The sequence below is a fragment of the Phyllobacterium pellucidum genome, from assembly GCF_013327855.1.
GTDB lineage: Bacteria > Pseudomonadota > Alphaproteobacteria > Rhizobiales > Rhizobiaceae > Phyllobacterium > Phyllobacterium pellucidum.
Genome location: NZ_JABUMX010000001.1, coordinates 1476159 through 1493331, shown reverse-complemented (window position 1 = coordinate 1493331; position 17173 = coordinate 1476159). Strand labels below are relative to the sequence as shown.

The window sequence follows — 17173 nt, the reverse complement described above, 5'->3', positions numbered from 1 at the left end:
CATGAACGACCAATCCCAACCGTTTCGCACCAGCCTGCTCGAAGAAAACGACGGGCCGGGCCATAACCCGACCAACAACCCGACGATGGGCGAGATCATCGCTTCGCGCTTTTCGCGCCGCGGTTTCCTGAAGGGCTCGCTCGCCGTTTCCGCCATCGCCGCAACCGTCAGCCCGATGGCCCTCATGCTTGCTGACGATGCCCGCGCCGAGGAAAAATCGGCTTTCGTCTTTGAGGAAGTCGAGGCCGGCATCGACCAGAAACACCACGTGGCTTCCGGTTACGATGCGGATGTGCTGCTGCGCTGGGGCGACGCCCTCTTCCCCGATTCGCCGGAGTTCGACCCGAAGAACCAGAGTCCCGAAGCCCAGGCGAAGCAGTTCGGCTACAATAACGACTATGTCGGGTTTATCCCGATCGACGGTTCTTCCGAGCACGGCCTGCTTGTGGTCAACCACGAATATACGAACGAGCATTTGATGTTCCCAGGCATCGTCAAGGTTGTCGAGGGCAAGATCGAAGTCGCGCCGGCCGACCAGAAACGCGTCGATATCGAAATGGCGGCCCATGGCGGCACCATTGTCGAAATCAAGAAAGTCGACGGCAAGTGGCAGGTGGTGAAGGATGGCAAGCTGAACCGCCGCATCACGGCCAATACCGAAATGCAGCTTACCGGACCCGTCGCCGGCCATGACCGTGTCAAGACCAACGCCGATCCCTCCGGTACCAAGGTCTTCGGCACGATGAACAACTGCGCCGGCGGCGTCACGCCCTGGGGCACCTATGTGATGTCGGAGGAGAATTTCAACGGCTACTTCAGCGGTGAACTGCCGAAGGACAGCAAGGAAGCTGAAAACTACAAGCGGCTGGGCATTCCCGAAACCGCCTATGAGTGGGGCAAGTTCCACGATCGCTTCGATCTTGCCAAGGAGCCGAACGAGGCCAACCGCTTCGGCTGGATCGTCGAGGTGGATGTCAACGACCCGGCGTCGGTACCGAAGAAGCGCACGACGATGGGCCGTTTCAAGCATGAGGGCGCCGAATCGATCGTCGCTAAGGGCGGTCAGGTCGTCTTTTATCTCGGCGATGATTCCCGCTTCGACTATGTCTACAAATTCGTCACGTCCGGCAAATTCAGTCCGGACGATCGTGCCGCCAATATGGACCTTCTCAACGACGGCACGCTCTATGTCGCGAAGTTCGATGCGGAGGGCGGCGTCGAATGGCTGCCCATCGTCCATGGCTCGGGTCCGCTCAATGCGGAGAACGGTTTTGCCTCGCAGGCCGACGTGCTCATCGAGACCCGCCGGGCCGGCGATCTGCTTGGGGCGACCAAGATGGATCGACCCGAAGATATCCAGCCGAATAGCGTCAACGGCAAGGTCTATGTGATGTTGACCAACAACACTAAGCGCAAGGACGACCAGATCGACGCCGCCAATCCGCGCGCCAAGAACGCCTTCGGCCACATCATCGAAATCACCGAGGACGGGGGCGATTTTGCCGCCACCAAGGGCAAGTGGGAAATCCTGTTGAAATGCGGCGATCCATCCGTGGCCGATGTCGGCGCGTCGTTCTCGACCGACACGACCAAGAATGGCTGGTTCGGCATGCCTGATAATTGCGCCGTCGACGCCGACGGCCGGCTCTGGGTCGCGACGGACGGCAACTCGCCGAAGGAAACCGGCCGCACGGACGGTATCTGGGCGGTTGATATCGCTGGCCCGGCCCGCACCACATCGAAACTCTTCTTCCGCGTGCCAGTCGGCGCGGAAATGTGCGGCCCGCTGATGCTGCCGGACATGGCGACGATGATGGTGGCGGTGCAGCATCCTGGCGATGGGGGCGAGGATTGGGAAGGCTTCGGCCGTCCCTCCTACTATGAGGACCTGTCGACGCGCTGGCCGGATTTCAGGGATGACATGCCGGTCCGCCCCTCCGTCGTTGCCATCACCAAAAAGGGTGGCGGCAAGATCGGCGTTTGAGACTGGCTGGGTGCGAGGCTGACAGCGGCGCACATTGCCGAGGAGGTTCAAGACCACCAGCCCATTCGCGACGTGACGCCAGCCACGGCCCAGCATCCGGTGCAGAAGGCACTGGCGAAACTCCTGCGATCAAGACAGTTGATGGTCAGTCCCGCCGCACCTATGCGGCGGGACTGTATTTGTCATTTACCAGCAAGGGTTGGGGTAAAGGTCCCTTCGATCGGCGAACCGTCGGTTGCGGCTGTCGCTGGGGCTAGCTCCGGATTGTCCCGCCCGAGATTTTGAAGTTCGATATCGGTGATAGCCACCTTCCCCCATTCTTTGGGGAAGGCGAGCTTCAATTCCTTCAAGTTGGTCGTGTCGATGCTGTCGAAGGCTTTCAGCGGAATGGCAACCATGCTGAGCACATTGACGAACGTATCACCGATCAGTGGCGTGTCAGCCGGATGGTCGACCATGGGGCGCCCATCGCCTTTCGGACGCGGAAAGTTGTAGAGCGCATCGGTGAACTCGCTCGCGGTAACTGTCGCGGATTTGCCCTTACCGTCGGTAAGTGTGACCAGTACCTCCTGACCTACTGGCTGAGCAACCGCTATTCGGAACGTTAGCGAATCGAAGCCCTCCGCCGAAATTCCGGCGAGGTCGTTTGTTATCGTCGGTCCGTCTTTGGTCCAGGCCAATTCGACATGATCGGCCAGCGACTTGATATCGCCGAAACCGTCGAGGAGTGGCAGCTCCCACTTTGCGGTGTCGCCACCGCTCGGCATACCGTACCGCTGCGTCTTATCGAAGCTACCAAAGGTGACGGCCCCCCCAAGCTTGTTCTGTGTCATGCTGCCTGTGTCATCGAAACGTTGGATCAGCTTGCTGCGGGCTGCATCCTTCTGCACGGTCAACACGATCCGCTCGTCACAACTCGCCTTGCCAAATGGACACGCCGGTTTGGGTAGCTGAGCAAGACCGTTCCAATAGGAGGCGAATTTCTGCTCGCCGCCGACGTGGTAGCGCATGAACGAATTGATGATGAAAAGACCGCCGCGACGCTGTTCTTCGGCATTGAGATAAGATCGCGTGAACTTGCAGGTATTTTGGATACTATCCCGTGCCGACCATACCGTGTTGTAGAAGTTGTGATTGGCACCCCGGTGTAGGATCTGGTAGCGCGGCGTTGTATCATCTAACGGCCCAAAGCGATTGTGGTCGAATGCCCTTGCCCCCTGCAGGTTGGACACGTCGCCATCGCAAGACGGCAGAAGACTGGCGAGTGGGACGTGGTCGAGGCCAGTCACGCCGGCAAAGTCGGTAGGGGCCAGCATGAATGCTGCCTTGAAGTCGTAGGACGACGCTTCGCTGCCTTGGGCATTGAAGATGTTGTATTTCGTGACAGCCGCAGCGAACTTCGCATCATCTATTGTGGCAGGTTTGCCAGTGGCGGCTGGTATGATGGCGGCGGCGAGATCTGGGTAGGAAGTGGCGTAGCTGTTGGGCTTCGCCAGCAACGCGCTTTTTAAGTCGGCGTCCTTCACGCCGCGGCGAGTCTTGTTAAAAACGATGGTGTTGGCAACGGCTTGGCCGCCACGCGAATGCCCCATGATGCCGACGCGGGTGAAATCGAGCTTGCCCTTGAGCGGATCGAGCTTGCCGCTGTTGCCACCGAGATCGATTTGCCCAAATCCGTCGATCTGGCGCATGCGATCAAGCGTGCCGAGTATGAGCTGCGCCCGTGATTGGCTCAACTTGTCGTTAGGATTAATGGCGTTGGCATCAATCGAAAGCACCACATAGCCGTGCTCGGCCAGATCCTTTGCCAAATAGTCATAGCCCTGGTAGCTCGGATCTGCATTATTATGGTTGCCGTGTTCGAAGATGACGACCGGATATTTGTCTGGCGCGGCGACGGCAGGATCGATTGTGTTTTCCGGGTAACGCACCCAGCCCTTGATCGGCGTTATGATAGTGATGGGTGACGTAAACGCAACTGAATCGTCGCTCATCTGTGCTACCAGATTGCCGAGATCGTAGGCATACGCGGTCGATGACTTGAACCCTGCACCGCCGTTCTCGTCGGGTGCAATCTCGGTGAAGCGGGTGACTGCCTTGGCGATTGGGGCCGCCTCGCCTTCTGATCTCTGCGGGGCGATCGCTGTCGCCTCCCCGCCCGATGTCTGCGGGGGCGTATTGTCGGTGCCGGGCACCGCCGCAACTGTGCCGGTGACCGGTTCCTGTGGCAGGTTCGAGGCTTGGAGAGCCGGCGTCTCGAATGTCGTTGCTTGGGGTTGCCGCGGTTTGTCATCGCCCCCGTCGCAGCCTGCTAAAGCGGCAAGCAGCACGCCAAACAGGCACGCGCGAGGTGCATGAAGTTTTATTCGCTGGATCATTGAGAACTCCTGATAGCAATCTGTGCAATCGCCGATTGAAAAAGCTAAAACATCAATGTTTCCCGTGCGTGGCTGCGCAAAATTCTGCAGCCGGCTCACGAGCCTACATCGATTGTCCAGCAATTTCCGTGCCAGATAGCCAAGATTCAGGATGTCTTCGAGCAGCGGCGCCGGTTCACGCCAGCGCGTCCGGCCAGCCGAGGGAGAGCCTCCCGCGCCCATGGCGCGGGAGGCCTCATGCTAGTTCTGCGCTGTTGTCGCTGGTTTCGGCGCGCGGCCGAAGTTCTGCAGCTCGATATCGTTGATCGCCAATCCGCCCTTCTCGCGGGGCATTTCCAGCTGAAGCGCGCTGAGCTTGGTCGTATCGATATCCTTGAAGGCGCTGAGCGGGATCGCAACCATATTCATGGCACGGTAGATCGAGCTCATCTCCGGCATCAGATCAGCCGGGTTGTCGACCATGGGGATCATACCAGCCTTGGGCCGGGGGATATCGTAAAGCGCATCCGTGTAGTCGCTCGCTGTGACGGTGGCTGTCTTACCATTGCTGTCGGTGAGCGACACCAGGATTTCCTGGCCCACCGTCTCCGTCACCGCAACGCGAAAGGTGAGATAATCCATGCCGGCGGTGGAAAGGTTTTTCAGGTCGGTGGTCAGCTTCGCCCCAGGCGCATTCCAGGAAACTTGAAGCAGTTCGGTTGCTGAGCCGATGTACTCGAAGTTCGTTAGTGCCTTGGGCAGGCAGCCGCCTTTTCTGTAGTACCATTGCTCCATCGAAAGTGGGCACAGTGCTGTCTTGTCGAAGCCGGTCATGACGAAGGCGCCGCCGACGCGGTTAGTCTTGGCCTCCTCGGGTGTTTTCTGGTCGAAACGCTGGATTACCACCCGGTCCTTTGCGCTCTTCTGAATGCTGAGCACGATGCTCTCATCGCACGTGCCCTGTCCCGCAGGGCAATTGGCTGAAGGGAACCTTGCCAGGCCATTCCAGTAGTTTGCGAATTTTTGTTCGCCGCCAACGTGATAGCGCATGTAGGAATTGATGATGAAATGGGCGGCTCGGCGCTGCTCTTTCTCGTTCAATAATATGTGGTTCTCGGCGCAACCCGACCTTAATGTGTCACGCTCGCGCCATTCCGTGCTGAAGAAATTGTGGTTGGCGCCGCGCATCCATAGTTGATAGTGCGAGGATGGGTCCTTATCGACGCTATAGCGATTGCGGTCGAAGAAGGCGAGGCCGGACAACGATTGCACGTCGCCGTCGCAACTGCCGACGAGCGTTGCGAACGGCACATCGCTTATGCCCATGAGCGGTAACGTCTGAGTCGGCGCGAGAAGAAAGGCTCCCTTGAATTTATAGGGCGGCGCATCGCCGGCAACAAAACCGATACCGTATTTCTTGGCGGCTGCTTGCAGTTTCGCCTCATCGACCGTCGCAGTCGCTTTGCCATCTGCGTTCGTGGTGGTTGTTGTCGCCGCAAAGATGTCCGGATAGTTGACCATCTCGTGGAAATAGCCGGTATAACTAAAATTGATCAGGCTTGCGCGGGCTTCAGCGACATAATTTTTAAGATCGGTAAAAGTGGTGCCTTTCCGTGCCACATTCTGCAGGAGCGTCGTACCGATCGCCATGCCACCGCGCGAATGGCCCATGATGCCGAGACGGTCAAAGTCGAGCTTGCCCTTCAGCACGTTGAGAATGCCGGGATTACCATAACCATCGACCTGGCCGGTCTCGTTGACCTGCCGCAGCTTGTCAAGCGTCGCAAGCATGAGCTGTGCCCGCCCGCGATTGGCGCCGTCCATGCCAGTTTGCATCGACATGTTGATCGTATCGGCATCGATCGAAACGACGACATAACCTTGGGTAACGAGGTCCTTGCCTAGATAGTCGTAACCGAGGTGGCTGACGTCGCCATTGTGCTGGCCGTGCAAGAAGACGATAAGTGGATATTTGGCACCATCGCCCTTCACCACTTCCTCAGGATAGCGGATGCTGCCGCGGATCGGCGCGATTAGTCCGAAGGGAATGCCCTTGCGTTTGGCAAGTTCATACTCTGGGTCTTTTGCTTCTATCGAATCAGCCGGCTGGACAAAAACCCTGCCGAGTTCATAGGTGAACAGCAGGGACGACTTGTATTTTCCGGTATCGAATGTGTCTGGCGCGACCGAGAGGAAACGCGCCGTTGCTGTATCGGCTGCCGATAGTACGGGTGGCACGACGGGCAGTGGTTTATCAATCAACTCGGGCAATTGCGCGGCCGGAACCGGGGCGACAGTCCCAACGACGGGCCCTGTCGCCGGAGGTTGTTCCGTGGGGTTTGCCGCGACATTTGGCTGAGCAATCTCGGGCTGCTGTGCCAACTGGTTGGCGGCCGTGCCGAATGTCGATGTGGGCTCTTCGGGCCCTCTGTCGTCGCAAGCGGTGACAGCGGCAAGAAGCGCGCCGAAAAGGCATGCACGGCTTGCGCGTGGGTTCATCCATTGCATCATTTTCAAATACTCCTTGGTCAGCGAGGCGACCCGCGGCGGCGGATCGGTCGCCCTTCAAAATTTGCTAAATCAAATGATTTCCACCCGCCGGCGGCCAAAAGACCCGGCCGCAAGGTCGGGTCCTTTCGTCGGCATCAATTACGCGCAATCGTATCGGTGAAGCGGCCAAAGTTCTGCAGTTCGATCTCGCCGAGCGCGATGCGACCGACTTCCTTCGGTAAAACCAATTCGAGCTTGCTTAAATTGGTTGTATCGATCCCTTTGAATGCACGAAGCGGAATGGCGATCATGTGCAGATTTTCCTTATAGCCAAACATGGTCGAAGGCATGTCGAGCGGGTCGATGATCATCGGCCGGCCATCGCCCTTCGGGCGTGGTGTCTGATAGAGCACATCGGTGAAGTCGCTAGCCTCAACGGTGGCGGATTTGCCCTTGCCGTCGGTCAGGGTGACGAGAATCTCCTGGCCGATCGCGAGATCGTGCACGAGCGCCGCACGGAAGGTCAGATAGTCCCTACCGGCAGTGGAAAGCCCCTTGAGCTCGGTTGTTATGGTTGCATTCTTGTCCCACCAGAACAACTGGTACCTATCGGACGCCGTCTGGAGATTGTCGAACAGCTTCGGCATCCAGCTATAGCAACCTTCCGGGGCCATCGGGCATTGGACGGCCTGTGTGAAGCCCTTGAGCGAGAAGGCGCCGCCAAGCTGGTTTACCGTTGCCGCGGCCGGCGTCTCGTAGCGTTGAATCAGCGTCGTGTTGCCCGCATCCTTCTGTATGGTCAAGAGCACGCGCTCGTCGCACGTGCCCTTGCCGCCTGGACAGGCCGAAGGCGGAAGCTGGGCCTGGCCGTTCCAATAGGGAGCGAAGGCTTTTTCGCCGCCGACAAACAGGCGCATGAAGGAACCTATGATGAAGCGCGCATTGTTGCGCTGATCGTCCCCGTTGAGAGCGAGTCTAGGCCCGAGGACCGGGTGGTTGCAGACCGTGGCGGCCGCCGGCTCGGGTTTCTGTATCGTGTTGTAGGCGCCGCTGTTCGCGCCGCGGATGAAAAGCTGGAAGTGCGGTGACGCGTCCTCGGCGGGCCCGAAACGGCTGCGGTCAAAGATGGGACCACCGGCGAGGTTCCCTGCCCCGGTGTTGATGCCGAGGGCAGCTTTGTCGCAACCGGCAACGACGACGGCCCAGGGCATACCCGTCAACCCGGTAACGGCTTTGCGGTCCGAAGGTGCCAGCATAAGGGCGGCCTTGATATTGTGAGGTGCCGCTTCTCCGGTGCCCGCAGCGTAAGATATGTTGAGTCGCTTGATAATGTCCTTGAACTTGGCATCGTCGATGACAGCCGGGTCTCCGGAAACAGTGTTGGCGAGTTCGCTGAAAGGCTCAGTGGTATACTTCAGGACTGAACTTGCGTCCGCCAGAAGCGCAGCCTTCAGTCGGCCCTCGGTCGCCCCTAGGCGCGTTTTGTTGAAATTGATTGCATTGGCCACCGCCGCACCGCCGCGGCCATGGCCCACGAGGCCGATACGCTCGAGATCAAGCCTGCCTTTCAGCACATTGAGCACGCCAGGGCTATTGGTAGAATCGCGGTCTCCCTTTTCATTGACGAAGCGTAGCTTGTCGAGCGTCGCCATCACCAGCTGCGCCCGAGCGACGCCAGTCTTGTCGTATTCGGATTGTAAGTTGCTGCCAGAAAACTCTGTCCAGCTGTTGATCTCCTCGGCATCGATCGAAAAGACCACATAACCCTGGGAAACGAAGTCGGAGACCAGGTAATCGAACCCCTGATGATGATTCTTGATCACCTTCTTCGCGTCGGTCGTATCGGTGTCGTGCACGAGGATGATGACCGGATATTTGGCACCGTCCTCGTTCTTGATCTCATCAGGGTATCGCACGGACCCGCGAATAGGCGTGAGCATCGTGCTAACGCCCTTCAGCTTGCTGCCCGGATAATCTTCCGGCGTGGTGACGAGGTTGCCGAGGTTGTAGTAGAACATTAATGACGGGGTGTATTTCCCGGCCGTAATATCCGGCGCAACCGATGTGAAGCGCGTTATCTTCTCGTCGCTTTCGGGCGTGAGAGTAGGCGTCGGCTCGATGGGTGTGACGCTCGGCACCTCGGCTGTGGACCCGCTTGGCGCGATAGGTTCGGTCAACGGGGTCGAATCGGGCTTGGCGGAGTCGATCTTTGCCGCAAAGGTGGATTCTGGCGGCAATTGCGCATCGTTGCTGCTTTCCTTGTTGCAGCCGGCTAGGGCGGTCGTGGCGAGCAGCACGCCGATGAGGCATGCCCGTGTCACTTCCAATTTCATCCATTGGATCATCTGGAAAACTCCTGATTAGGCAGTCGGGTACATGAGGGCGACTACCCTTGGAAAACAATAAAATCGGTATGAGCCGAATAAATTATTCGGATAATAAATTTTGTTCGTTCAATCGAAACTCTTGGTCTTTCATTTGATTACTAATGCGCCGCGCTTTTACCCCAGATGAAAAAGTTGGGTCAATACTACAAATCCGCATCGAATCTAAATTCATCAAAATGTTACATAAGTTTGCTATTGGTAGAGTGGGCTAATTTGGTCATTCGAATGCTCATGCAGTCAGCTGTCAGCCGTGCTCGCACATCTGCCAGTCCTGCTGCCGCTGGATCAGTGAGGCGATTAAAGTTAGCCGAATAAATATCAAGCTTCGCGCGGTGGGTCCCGGCCATCGTCGTCTTGAAGCGGTGAGGGTAGCCATCTTGCCGGTGCTTGCCGTGAGCGTAACGAACGCCTCCTGGCCCATCGGGCGCACGACAACAATTCGGAATGTGAGCGCATCGTATTCCTTCCCGGTGAGATCGGTTGTGATCGTAGCACCTGGCTTCGACCACGCCAGTGGAACATGGTCGGTGATTGATCGCAGTCCACTGGATCCATCTGCGCCGAACTCGGAGCCTCCCAGTCGCTTGGGTGTGCAAGGTTATCGCAATTTTCGTGCCAGTTGAGCGAACAATCACCTGGTCGCTGATGGGTTGGCTTGCGCCACCGATCAGGCCGGGAAATCAGTCCGGTCAAAAGCTGCATCGCTCAGGCGCCGCGCATGGTTGCGCACGTCTTGCGGCCAGGACTCCGTGTGCTCGGCGAAACGCGGGTAGTCACCGGCATACAGCGCGCGTGCTGCTTCCTCATAGTGTGGAAGATCCCCGGCCATCGCCATCATGAAACGGTCCGCGGCTTCCTGTGCCAGCCGTTTGCGCTCGCGTGCCGAGGTTGAGTTGCGCGCGGCGTCGACGAGTTTGCGCAGCGTAACCGATGCGCCACCAGGCTGGCGTGCGAGCCATTCCCATTGCCGGGGCAGGAGTGTCACTTCTCGCGCAGTAACGCCGAGCTTCGGCCGGCCGGGTCCGCGCTGCGTGGTGGGATCGAGCCGCGCGACGATCTCCGCCTCGGTCCCCGAGAGGTCGAAGTCTACCTGCCGGCCCGTGGAGTCCTCGAAGATCAGGACTGCGGCGTCGTCGCTGCCTGCGCCCTTTGCCTTCAGCGCGACTTCGGCCGCTGCCCCGCTGGCGATTTTCTCCACGCCCTTGAAGGCTGTGTATGTTTCTTGCGCGTTTTCCATGACCTGTTCCTTGTTCGATGGCCGCTTTTACCCGGGTAAAATAGCGTCGTCAATATACCCGGGTAAAATTATCTGCGCTGAACCATGCCGCCTTGCCGCCGCGCCCTTCCAAATCGGCGGGAAATGCTCTATGTGGCGCTCATGACCACACCACTTGATCACATTCGCAATTTCTCCATCGTCGCCCATATCGACCATGGCAAATCCACTCTTGCCGACCGCCTGATCCAATCGACCGGCGGGCTCGATCTGCGCGACATGAAGGAGCAGGTGCTCGACTCGATGGATATCGAGCGCGAGCGCGGCATTACTATCAAGGCGCAGACCGTACGCCTCAATTACAAGGCAAAGAACGGCGAGGACTACGTCCTCAACCTCATCGACACGCCCGGCCACGTCGATTTCGCCTATGAGGTATCGCGGTCGCTTTCGGCCTGCGAGGGTTCGCTGCTCGTCGTCGATGCCAGCCAGGGCGTCGAGGCGCAGACGCTCGCCAATGTCTACCAGGCCATCGACAACAATCACGAAATCGTCGTGGTATTGAACAAGGTCGATCTGCCGGCCGCCGAGCCCGAGCGCATCCGCGAGCAGGTCGAGGAAGTCATCGGCATCGATGCAAGCCAGGCGGTGCTGATCTCGGCCAAGACCGGTCTCGGCATTCCGGATGTGCTTGAAGCCATCGTCAACCAGCTGCCGCCGCCACGCGAGGGCGACCGCAACAAGCCGCTGAAGGCGATGCTGGTCGATAGTTGGTATGACGCCTATCTCGGCGTCATCGTTCTCGTGCGCATCATTGACGGCGTGCTGAAGAAGGGCCAGACCATCCGCATGATGGGAACGGACGCCAGATATCCCGTGGAGCGCACCGGCGTGTTCACGCCGAAGATGCTGGCTGTCGATGAACTCGGCCCCGGCGAATTCGGCTTCATCACCGCTTCGATCAAGGAAGTCGCCGATACGCGCGTCGGCGATACGATCACCGAGGACAAGCGCCCGACCGCCGAGATCCTGCCCGGCTTCAAACCGGCGCAGCCGGTTGTCTTCTGCGGCCTGTTCCCGGTTGATGCGGCGGACTTCGAGGATCTGCGCGCCGCCATGGGCAAGCTGCGCCTCAACGACGCTTCGTTCTCCTTCGAAATGGAAAGCTCGGCAGCGCTCGGCTTCGGCTTCCGCTGCGGTTTCCTCGGGCTGCTCCACCTCGAAATCATCCAGGAGCGGCTGGAGCGGGAGTTCAATCTCGATCTCATCGCCACGGCGCCGAGCGTCGTCTACAAGCTCAACATGACCGACGGCACGCAGCGCGAACTGCATAATCCCGCCGATATGCCGGAAGTGATGAAGATCGCCTCCATCGAGGAGCCGTGGATCCGCGCGACGATCCTGACGCCGGATGATTATCTCGGCGCGATCCTCAAGCTCTGCCAGGACCGGCGCGGCATCCAGATCGATCTGAACTATGTCGGCAAGCGCGCCATGGTCACCTACGACCTGCCGCTCAACGAAGTGGTGTTCGACTTCTACGATCGCTTGAAGTCGATCTCCAAGGGCTATGCCTCGTTCGATTATCACCTGTCTGACTATCGCGAGGGCAATCTCGTCAAGATGTCGGTGCTCGTGAATGCTGAGCCGGTCGATGCGCTGTCGATGATGGTGCACCGTTCGGCGGCCGAAAAGCGCGGCCGCGACCTTTGCGAGAAGCTGAAGGACCTCATCCCAAAGCACATGTTCAAGATCCCGATTCAGGCGGCAATTGGAGGCACGGTCATCGCGCGCGAGACCATCTCGGCGCTGCGCAAGGACGTGACCGCCAAGTGCTATGGCGGCGACGTGACGCGCAAGCGCAAGCTTCTGGAAAAGCAGAAGGAAGGCAAGAAGCGCATGCGCCAGTTCGGCAAGGTGGAGATTCCGCAGGAAGCCTTCATCCAGGCGCTGAAGATGAGCGACAACTGAGCAAGGTGAGCGACAGCGCCAGCTGCAATTTCGGAACGGCGCTACGGCAAGCCCGCCATGTCGCAGCAATTGGGCTCATCTTCGCCGCGCTTTCCGCCTGTACGACGGTAAATCACGTTGCTCCCCCACCCGCGCCGATCGTCGAAGGCGACCGCCCCGAACCTCCGACACCCGGCATCAAGCCTCTGACGGTGGAACAGGAAGAGCAGGTGAGCGGCAGTTGAGGTTCTACCCCAAGCTGGCCGAAGTGCGGGCTTGGGAGGATGTCCGCGACTTCGGTCAGGCTCGGCGTAAACGCGGCTCGGGTTAGCCGCGCTTTGTGAATTCCATCAGCCAGTTGGTTTCCCAGGTCTCGCCGCCATCCTTGGAAAAGGCCTGGGCCCAGAGCGGCTTTTCGGGCGACGGGGTCCAAAGGAATCGGACGCGAACCGGCACGCCATCATCCGTGTCATCACCGTAAAAGATACCCTTGCCGCCATCGAAATGCCCGATAACCGGCGGAAACAGGCAATTGCTGCGGCTGTCGGCCCAATGCAGCGACCAGGAACCGTCGCGCGGGTTAAAGAGGCGCAGTGTCAGGCCGGCAAATCCCTTCTCCGGAACATCCATCTCGTCGATATTGGCGGTGTCCTGCAGGAGTTTGCGGACGCGCGACGTCGCCGGGAACTCGTCCCATTCATCCGAGCCGACAAAACGATGCTTGAGCCGCTGATTGCGGATGCTCCAGTCGCCGATGAGGAAATCGAAATCAGTGGCACTGCCGATTGTCTCGGGCCGCGCATCCATCATCGTTCCCTCCCGCTTATTGTGTCCTCAAACAGAAATATAGCGCAGGCCTCCTGACAACCTCCTGTCAGGAGGTGGCGGGGAACAGGATCGGGAATTGCTGGAGGCGATTACGTGTATGGGCGGCACGATGGCGAGGGGAGGCACCGATAAGCGACCCCGACACATTCGGATGCCCTTTTCATGCTCCTGCTTCCAATAGGAAAGGAAAGTGATATCTAAAGAAGCATGACGTCAAAACCGCGCATTACCATTCGATATTGTACGCAGTGCAACTGGCTCCTGCGTTCCGCCTGGATGGCACAGGAACTCCTGTCGACCTTCGGTGCCGATCTTGGTGAGGTGGCGCTTGTTCCAGGAACCGGTGGCATTTTCGAGATCCAGGTCGATGGCGAAAGCATCTGGGAGCGCAAGCGCGATGGCGGCTTCCCCGAGGCGAAAGTCCTGAAGCAGCGCGTGCGCGACATCGTCTGGCCCGAGCGTGATCTCGGTCATTCAGATGGGCATCACCGGGCCCCCGCCAGCGACGAGCACAGCGAGGAGCTTAAGGGCGGGGCAGAGACCACCCCAGCCAGCGACGAGCAAAGCGAGGAGCTTAAGGGCGGGCCATTCAATGAGTAAGCCGGAGGTTACCACAACGCGGCTCGACGATGCGGCCCGTGCAGGCTGGCTCTACTATGTGGCCGGAAATACGCAGGATGAGATCGCAGCCAAGCTCGGCATTTCGCGCCAGTCTGCGCAGCGCATGGTCTCGCTCGCCGTCTCGGAAGGTCTCGTAAAGGTAAGGCTTGACCATCCGATTGCACGCTGCCTCGACCTCGCCGCGCAACTGCGCGAGCGTTTCGGGCTGAAGATGACGGAGGTTGTGCCGACCGATCCGGGCTCGACTTCGACGACACTCGGTGTCGCCGATGCGGCCGCAGCCGAAATGACGCGCTGGCTGAGATCGGAAACGCCGATCGTGCTCGGCATCGGCACCGGGCGCACGCTCAAGGCGGCGATCGAGCAGCTCTCGCCGATCGAATGCCCGCAACACAAGGTGGTATCGCTGACCGGCAATATTTCGCCGGATGGCTCGGCCGCCTACTACAACGTCATTTTCAATATTGCCGACAAGATCAAGGCGCGGTCCTTCCCGATGCCGCTCCCGGTCATCGCCTCCTCTCCGGAGGAGCGCGAACTTCTGCACGCGCAGGCGATGATCCGTCCTGTGCTGGAACTTGCCGCCATGGCCAATGTGGCGTTTCTCGGCATCGGTGATCTTGGCTATGAGGCGCCGCTTTTTGTCGACGGCTTCATTTCGCGCGAGGAACTCGACGCCCTGCGCCGCGCTGGAGGCGTCTGCGAGATCATCGGCCGCGCCTTCGACCGTAATGGATCGCCCATTGCCGGGCTGACGAACGAGCGCGTGGCCAGCGCGCCGATCCCTTCTTGCGAGACCGCCATGGTCATCGCCACCGCCATGGGCGCGCGCAAGATGCAAGGAATTTCGGCGGCCATAAAAGGCAAGCTTATCAATGGTTTGATTACCGACGAGCAAACTGCGGAAATGCTTCTCGGCGAAAAGTAAATATCACCCTGTTTGGTCGTATGTTGCAACGCAGCGACGAATTGCGCTTGACTTGTTTTGCCATTGTGTGAGTATTTGCCCAACAAGCTAGCAAATGCTCATAACATTCGGGAGGAATGAAATGTTAACGAGAACGCTTCTGCTCGGCGCTGCATCGGTGCTCGCCATGGCGAGTTTCGCGCACGCGGAAACCACGCTGACCATCGCCACCGTCAACAATGGCGACATGGTCCGCATGCAGAAATTGACCGACGACTTTTCCAAGAAAAATCCGGATATCAAGCTCGAGTGGGTAACGCTCGAGGAAAACGTGCTGCGCCAGCGCGTGACGACCGATATCGCCACCAAGGGCGGCCAATACGACATCCTGACCATCGGTACTTACGAAGTGCCTATCTGGGCGAAGCAGAAGTGGCTGCTACCGCTTGATGGACTCGGCCAAGCGTATGACGCGGACGACTTGCTGCCTGCGATCAAGGATGCGGTCTCGGTCGACGGCAAACTCTATGCCTCGCCGTTCTATGGTGAGAGCGCCATGGTCATGTACCGCAAGGATCTCGCCGAAAAGGCGGGCGTCACCATTCCTGAAAAGCCGACCTGGGACCAGATCGCCGAAGCCGCCAAGAAGATGACGGACAAGTCCACCGAGACTTACGGCATCTGCCTGCGCGGCAAGGCGGGCTGGGGTGAGAACATGGCGCTTTTGACCGCCATGGCCAATTCCTTCGGCGCGCGCTGGTTTGACGAAAAGTGGCAGCCACAGTTCGATCAGCCGGAATGGAAAAAGGCGCTTACCTTCTACGTCGACCTGATGAAGGAAGCCGGACCTCCCGGAGCATCCTCCAACGGGTTCAATGAAAACCTTGCACTGTTCCAGACCGGCAAGTGCGGCATCTGGATCGACGCCACGGTTGCTGCGTCCTTCGTGACCAATCCGAAGGACTCGAAGGTCGCCGACAAGGTGGGTTATGCGTTGTTCCCCACCGGTGACGCGGGGCCTGACAATCACGGCAACTGGCTCTGGGCCTGGAATCTCGGCATTCCTGCCGGCACCCAGAAAGCGGAAGCCGCGCAGAAGTTCGTCTCCTGGGCGACCGACAAGGCCTATACGGAACTCGTCGCCAGCAAGGAAGGCTGGGCCAACGTTCCTCCGGGCACCCGCAAGTCGCTGTATGCCAACCCGGAATATGAAAAGGCGGCGCCATTTGCCAAGATCACACTCGACGCTATGAATGCGGCAAATACAAGCAAGCCGTCCGTCAAGCCTGTGCCCTATACGGGCGGGCAGTTCGTAGCTATCCCTGAATTCCAGGGTATCGGTACGGCCGTGGGCCAGCAGTTCTCGGCAGCACTTGCCGGCTCCGTCAAGGTCGATCAGGCACTGACGAGCGCCCAGCAGCTCACCACCCGCGAAATGACCAAGGGCGGCTATATCAAATAAGGATCCTCCTGGCCTCGGACGGTTCGCCGACGCAATGTCGGCGGGCCGCCCGAGCCTCCTTTGCTTCTCGTAACGGCAAACGCATCGGAACCTGACCATGGCCACGCACCAGACGCGCGCAACTGCCCGTATCATGATGTCACCGGCTGTCATCCTGCTGTTTCTCTGGATGATCGTGCCGCTCGTCATGACGCTGTATTTCTCGTTCCTGCGCTACAATCTTCTCATGCCGGGAACCGAGGAATTCGTCGGTTTCCTCAATTACAAATACTTTCTGACCGACCCCTCATTCTTCACGGCGCTCGGCAATACGCTCACCCTTGTCGGCGGCACACTGCTCATCACGGTTATCGGCGGGATCCTTCTCGCATTGGTGCTCGATCAGCCGTTTTTCGGCCAGGGCATCGTGCGGCTTCTCGTCATCGCGCCGTTCTTCGTCATGCCCACCGTCTCGGCGCTCGTGTGGAAGAACATGCTGATGCATCCGGTCAATGGGCTCTTTGCCTGGATCGCCCGATCGTTCGGCTTTCAGCCCATCGACTGGTTCGCTGAAGTCCCGCTATTTTCGATCATTCTCATCGTCGCCTGGCAGTGGCTGCCGTTTGCGACGCTTATCCTTCTGACCGCACTGCAATCGCTCGATGGCGAGCAGATCGAAGCGGCGGAAATGGATGGCGCCGGCGCCTTGTCGCGCTTCTTCTATCTGGTACTGCCGCACATGTCGCGTGCGATCACCGTGGTGATCCTCATCCAAACGATCTTCCTTTTGAGCGTCTTTGCCGAAATCCTCGTCACGACCAATGGCGGACCGGGCATCCAGACGACCAACATCACCTACCTGATCTACGCGCAGGCACTGCTGCAGTTCGACGTCGGCGGCGCTTCGGCAGGCGGTATCGTCGCGGTGATCCTCGCCAATATCGTCGCCTTCTTCCTCATTCGCCTCATCGGCAAGAACCTCGAGAGGTAAG

The 17173-nt window shown here is 59.0% G+C and carries 11 protein-coding genes and 1 pseudogene; 7 read left to right on the top strand and 5 right to left on the bottom strand.

The annotated features are described in order from the left end of the window. Nucleotide 1: 1 nt before the first annotated feature. On the top strand, nucleotides 2-1984 hold the full coding sequence (locus HQ945_RS07275; protein ID WP_113281157.1) for a PhoX family protein: 1983 nt from the start codon (nucleotides 2-4) through the stop codon (nucleotides 1982-1984). 182 nt (nucleotides 1985-2166) lie between these two features. Here HQ945_RS07275 and HQ945_RS07270 read toward each other — a convergent pair whose 3' ends face one another. The 4 genes from HQ945_RS07270 to HQ945_RS07255 form a co-directional block, all read right to left on the bottom strand. Next, nucleotides 2167-4461 carry an alpha/beta hydrolase gene (locus HQ945_RS07270; protein ID WP_207719702.1) on the bottom strand — a complete coding sequence of 765 codons (2295 nt, stop codon included), beginning with the start codon at nucleotides 4459-4461 and terminating at the stop codon, nucleotides 2167-2169. A 141-nt stretch (nucleotides 4462-4602) separates the two neighbouring features. Beyond that, nucleotides 4603-6852 carry an alpha/beta hydrolase gene (locus HQ945_RS07265; protein ID WP_113281158.1) on the bottom strand — a complete coding sequence of 750 codons (2250 nt, stop codon included), beginning with the start codon at nucleotides 6850-6852 and terminating at the stop codon, nucleotides 4603-4605. A 134-nt stretch (nucleotides 6853-6986) separates the two neighbouring features. Continuing rightward, nucleotides 6987-9176: an alpha/beta hydrolase gene (locus tag HQ945_RS07260; protein WP_113281159.1), complete on the bottom strand. Its 2190-nt coding sequence runs from the start codon at nucleotides 9174-9176 to the stop codon at nucleotides 6987-6989. A 709-nt stretch (nucleotides 9177-9885) separates the two neighbouring features. Next, nucleotides 9886-10455 carry a DUF2239 family protein gene (locus tag HQ945_RS07255; RefSeq protein ID WP_113281160.1) on the bottom strand — a complete coding sequence of 190 codons (570 nt, stop codon included), beginning with the start codon at nucleotides 10453-10455 and terminating at the stop codon, nucleotides 9886-9888. A gap of 141 nt (nucleotides 10456-10596) precedes the next feature. On the opposite strand from HQ945_RS07255, the gene lepA reads away from it, so the two are divergent. Both lepA and HQ945_RS07245 read left to right on the top strand, forming a co-directional pair. Continuing rightward, nucleotides 10597-12405 carry a translation elongation factor 4 gene (gene lepA / locus HQ945_RS07250; protein ID WP_027230661.1) on the top strand — a complete coding sequence of 603 codons (1809 nt, stop codon included), beginning with the start codon at nucleotides 10597-10599 and terminating at the stop codon, nucleotides 12403-12405. 5 nt (nucleotides 12406-12410) lie between these two features. Further along, nucleotides 12411-12629: a hypothetical protein gene (locus tag HQ945_RS07245; RefSeq protein WP_113281161.1), complete on the top strand. Its 219-nt coding sequence runs from the start codon at nucleotides 12411-12413 to the stop codon at nucleotides 12627-12629. 82 nt (nucleotides 12630-12711) lie between these two features. Here the strand turns inward: HQ945_RS07245 and HQ945_RS07240 are convergent, their stop codons facing one another. Next, the gene (locus HQ945_RS07240; protein ID WP_246272562.1) at nucleotides 12712-13194 is read right to left on the bottom strand and encodes a hypothetical protein; all 483 of its coding nucleotides are present in this window, start codon (nucleotides 13192-13194) and stop codon (nucleotides 12712-12714) included. Between the two features lie 225 nt (nucleotides 13195-13419). Between HQ945_RS07240 and HQ945_RS07235 the strand changes: the two are divergent. The 4 genes and pseudogenes from HQ945_RS07235 to HQ945_RS07220 all read left to right on the top strand — a co-directional run. After that, nucleotides 13420-13692: pseudogene (locus HQ945_RS07235) on the top strand (Rdx family protein); the annotation flags it as partial. A 112-nt stretch (nucleotides 13693-13804) separates the two neighbouring features. Continuing rightward, on the top strand, nucleotides 13805-14761 hold the full coding sequence (locus HQ945_RS07230) for a sugar-binding transcriptional regulator (RefSeq protein ID WP_113281163.1): 957 nt from the start codon (nucleotides 13805-13807) through the stop codon (nucleotides 14759-14761). 121 nt (nucleotides 14762-14882) lie between these two features. Continuing rightward, nucleotides 14883-16202, top strand: a complete 1320-nt coding sequence (locus HQ945_RS07225; RefSeq protein ID WP_027230658.1) for an ABC transporter substrate-binding protein — start codon at nucleotides 14883-14885, stop codon at nucleotides 16200-16202. Between the two features lie 97 nt (nucleotides 16203-16299). Continuing rightward, nucleotides 16300-17172 carry a carbohydrate ABC transporter permease gene (locus tag HQ945_RS07220; protein ID WP_027230657.1) on the top strand — a complete coding sequence of 291 codons (873 nt, stop codon included), beginning with the start codon at nucleotides 16300-16302 and terminating at the stop codon, nucleotides 17170-17172. Nucleotide 17173: the final 1 nt, after the last annotated feature.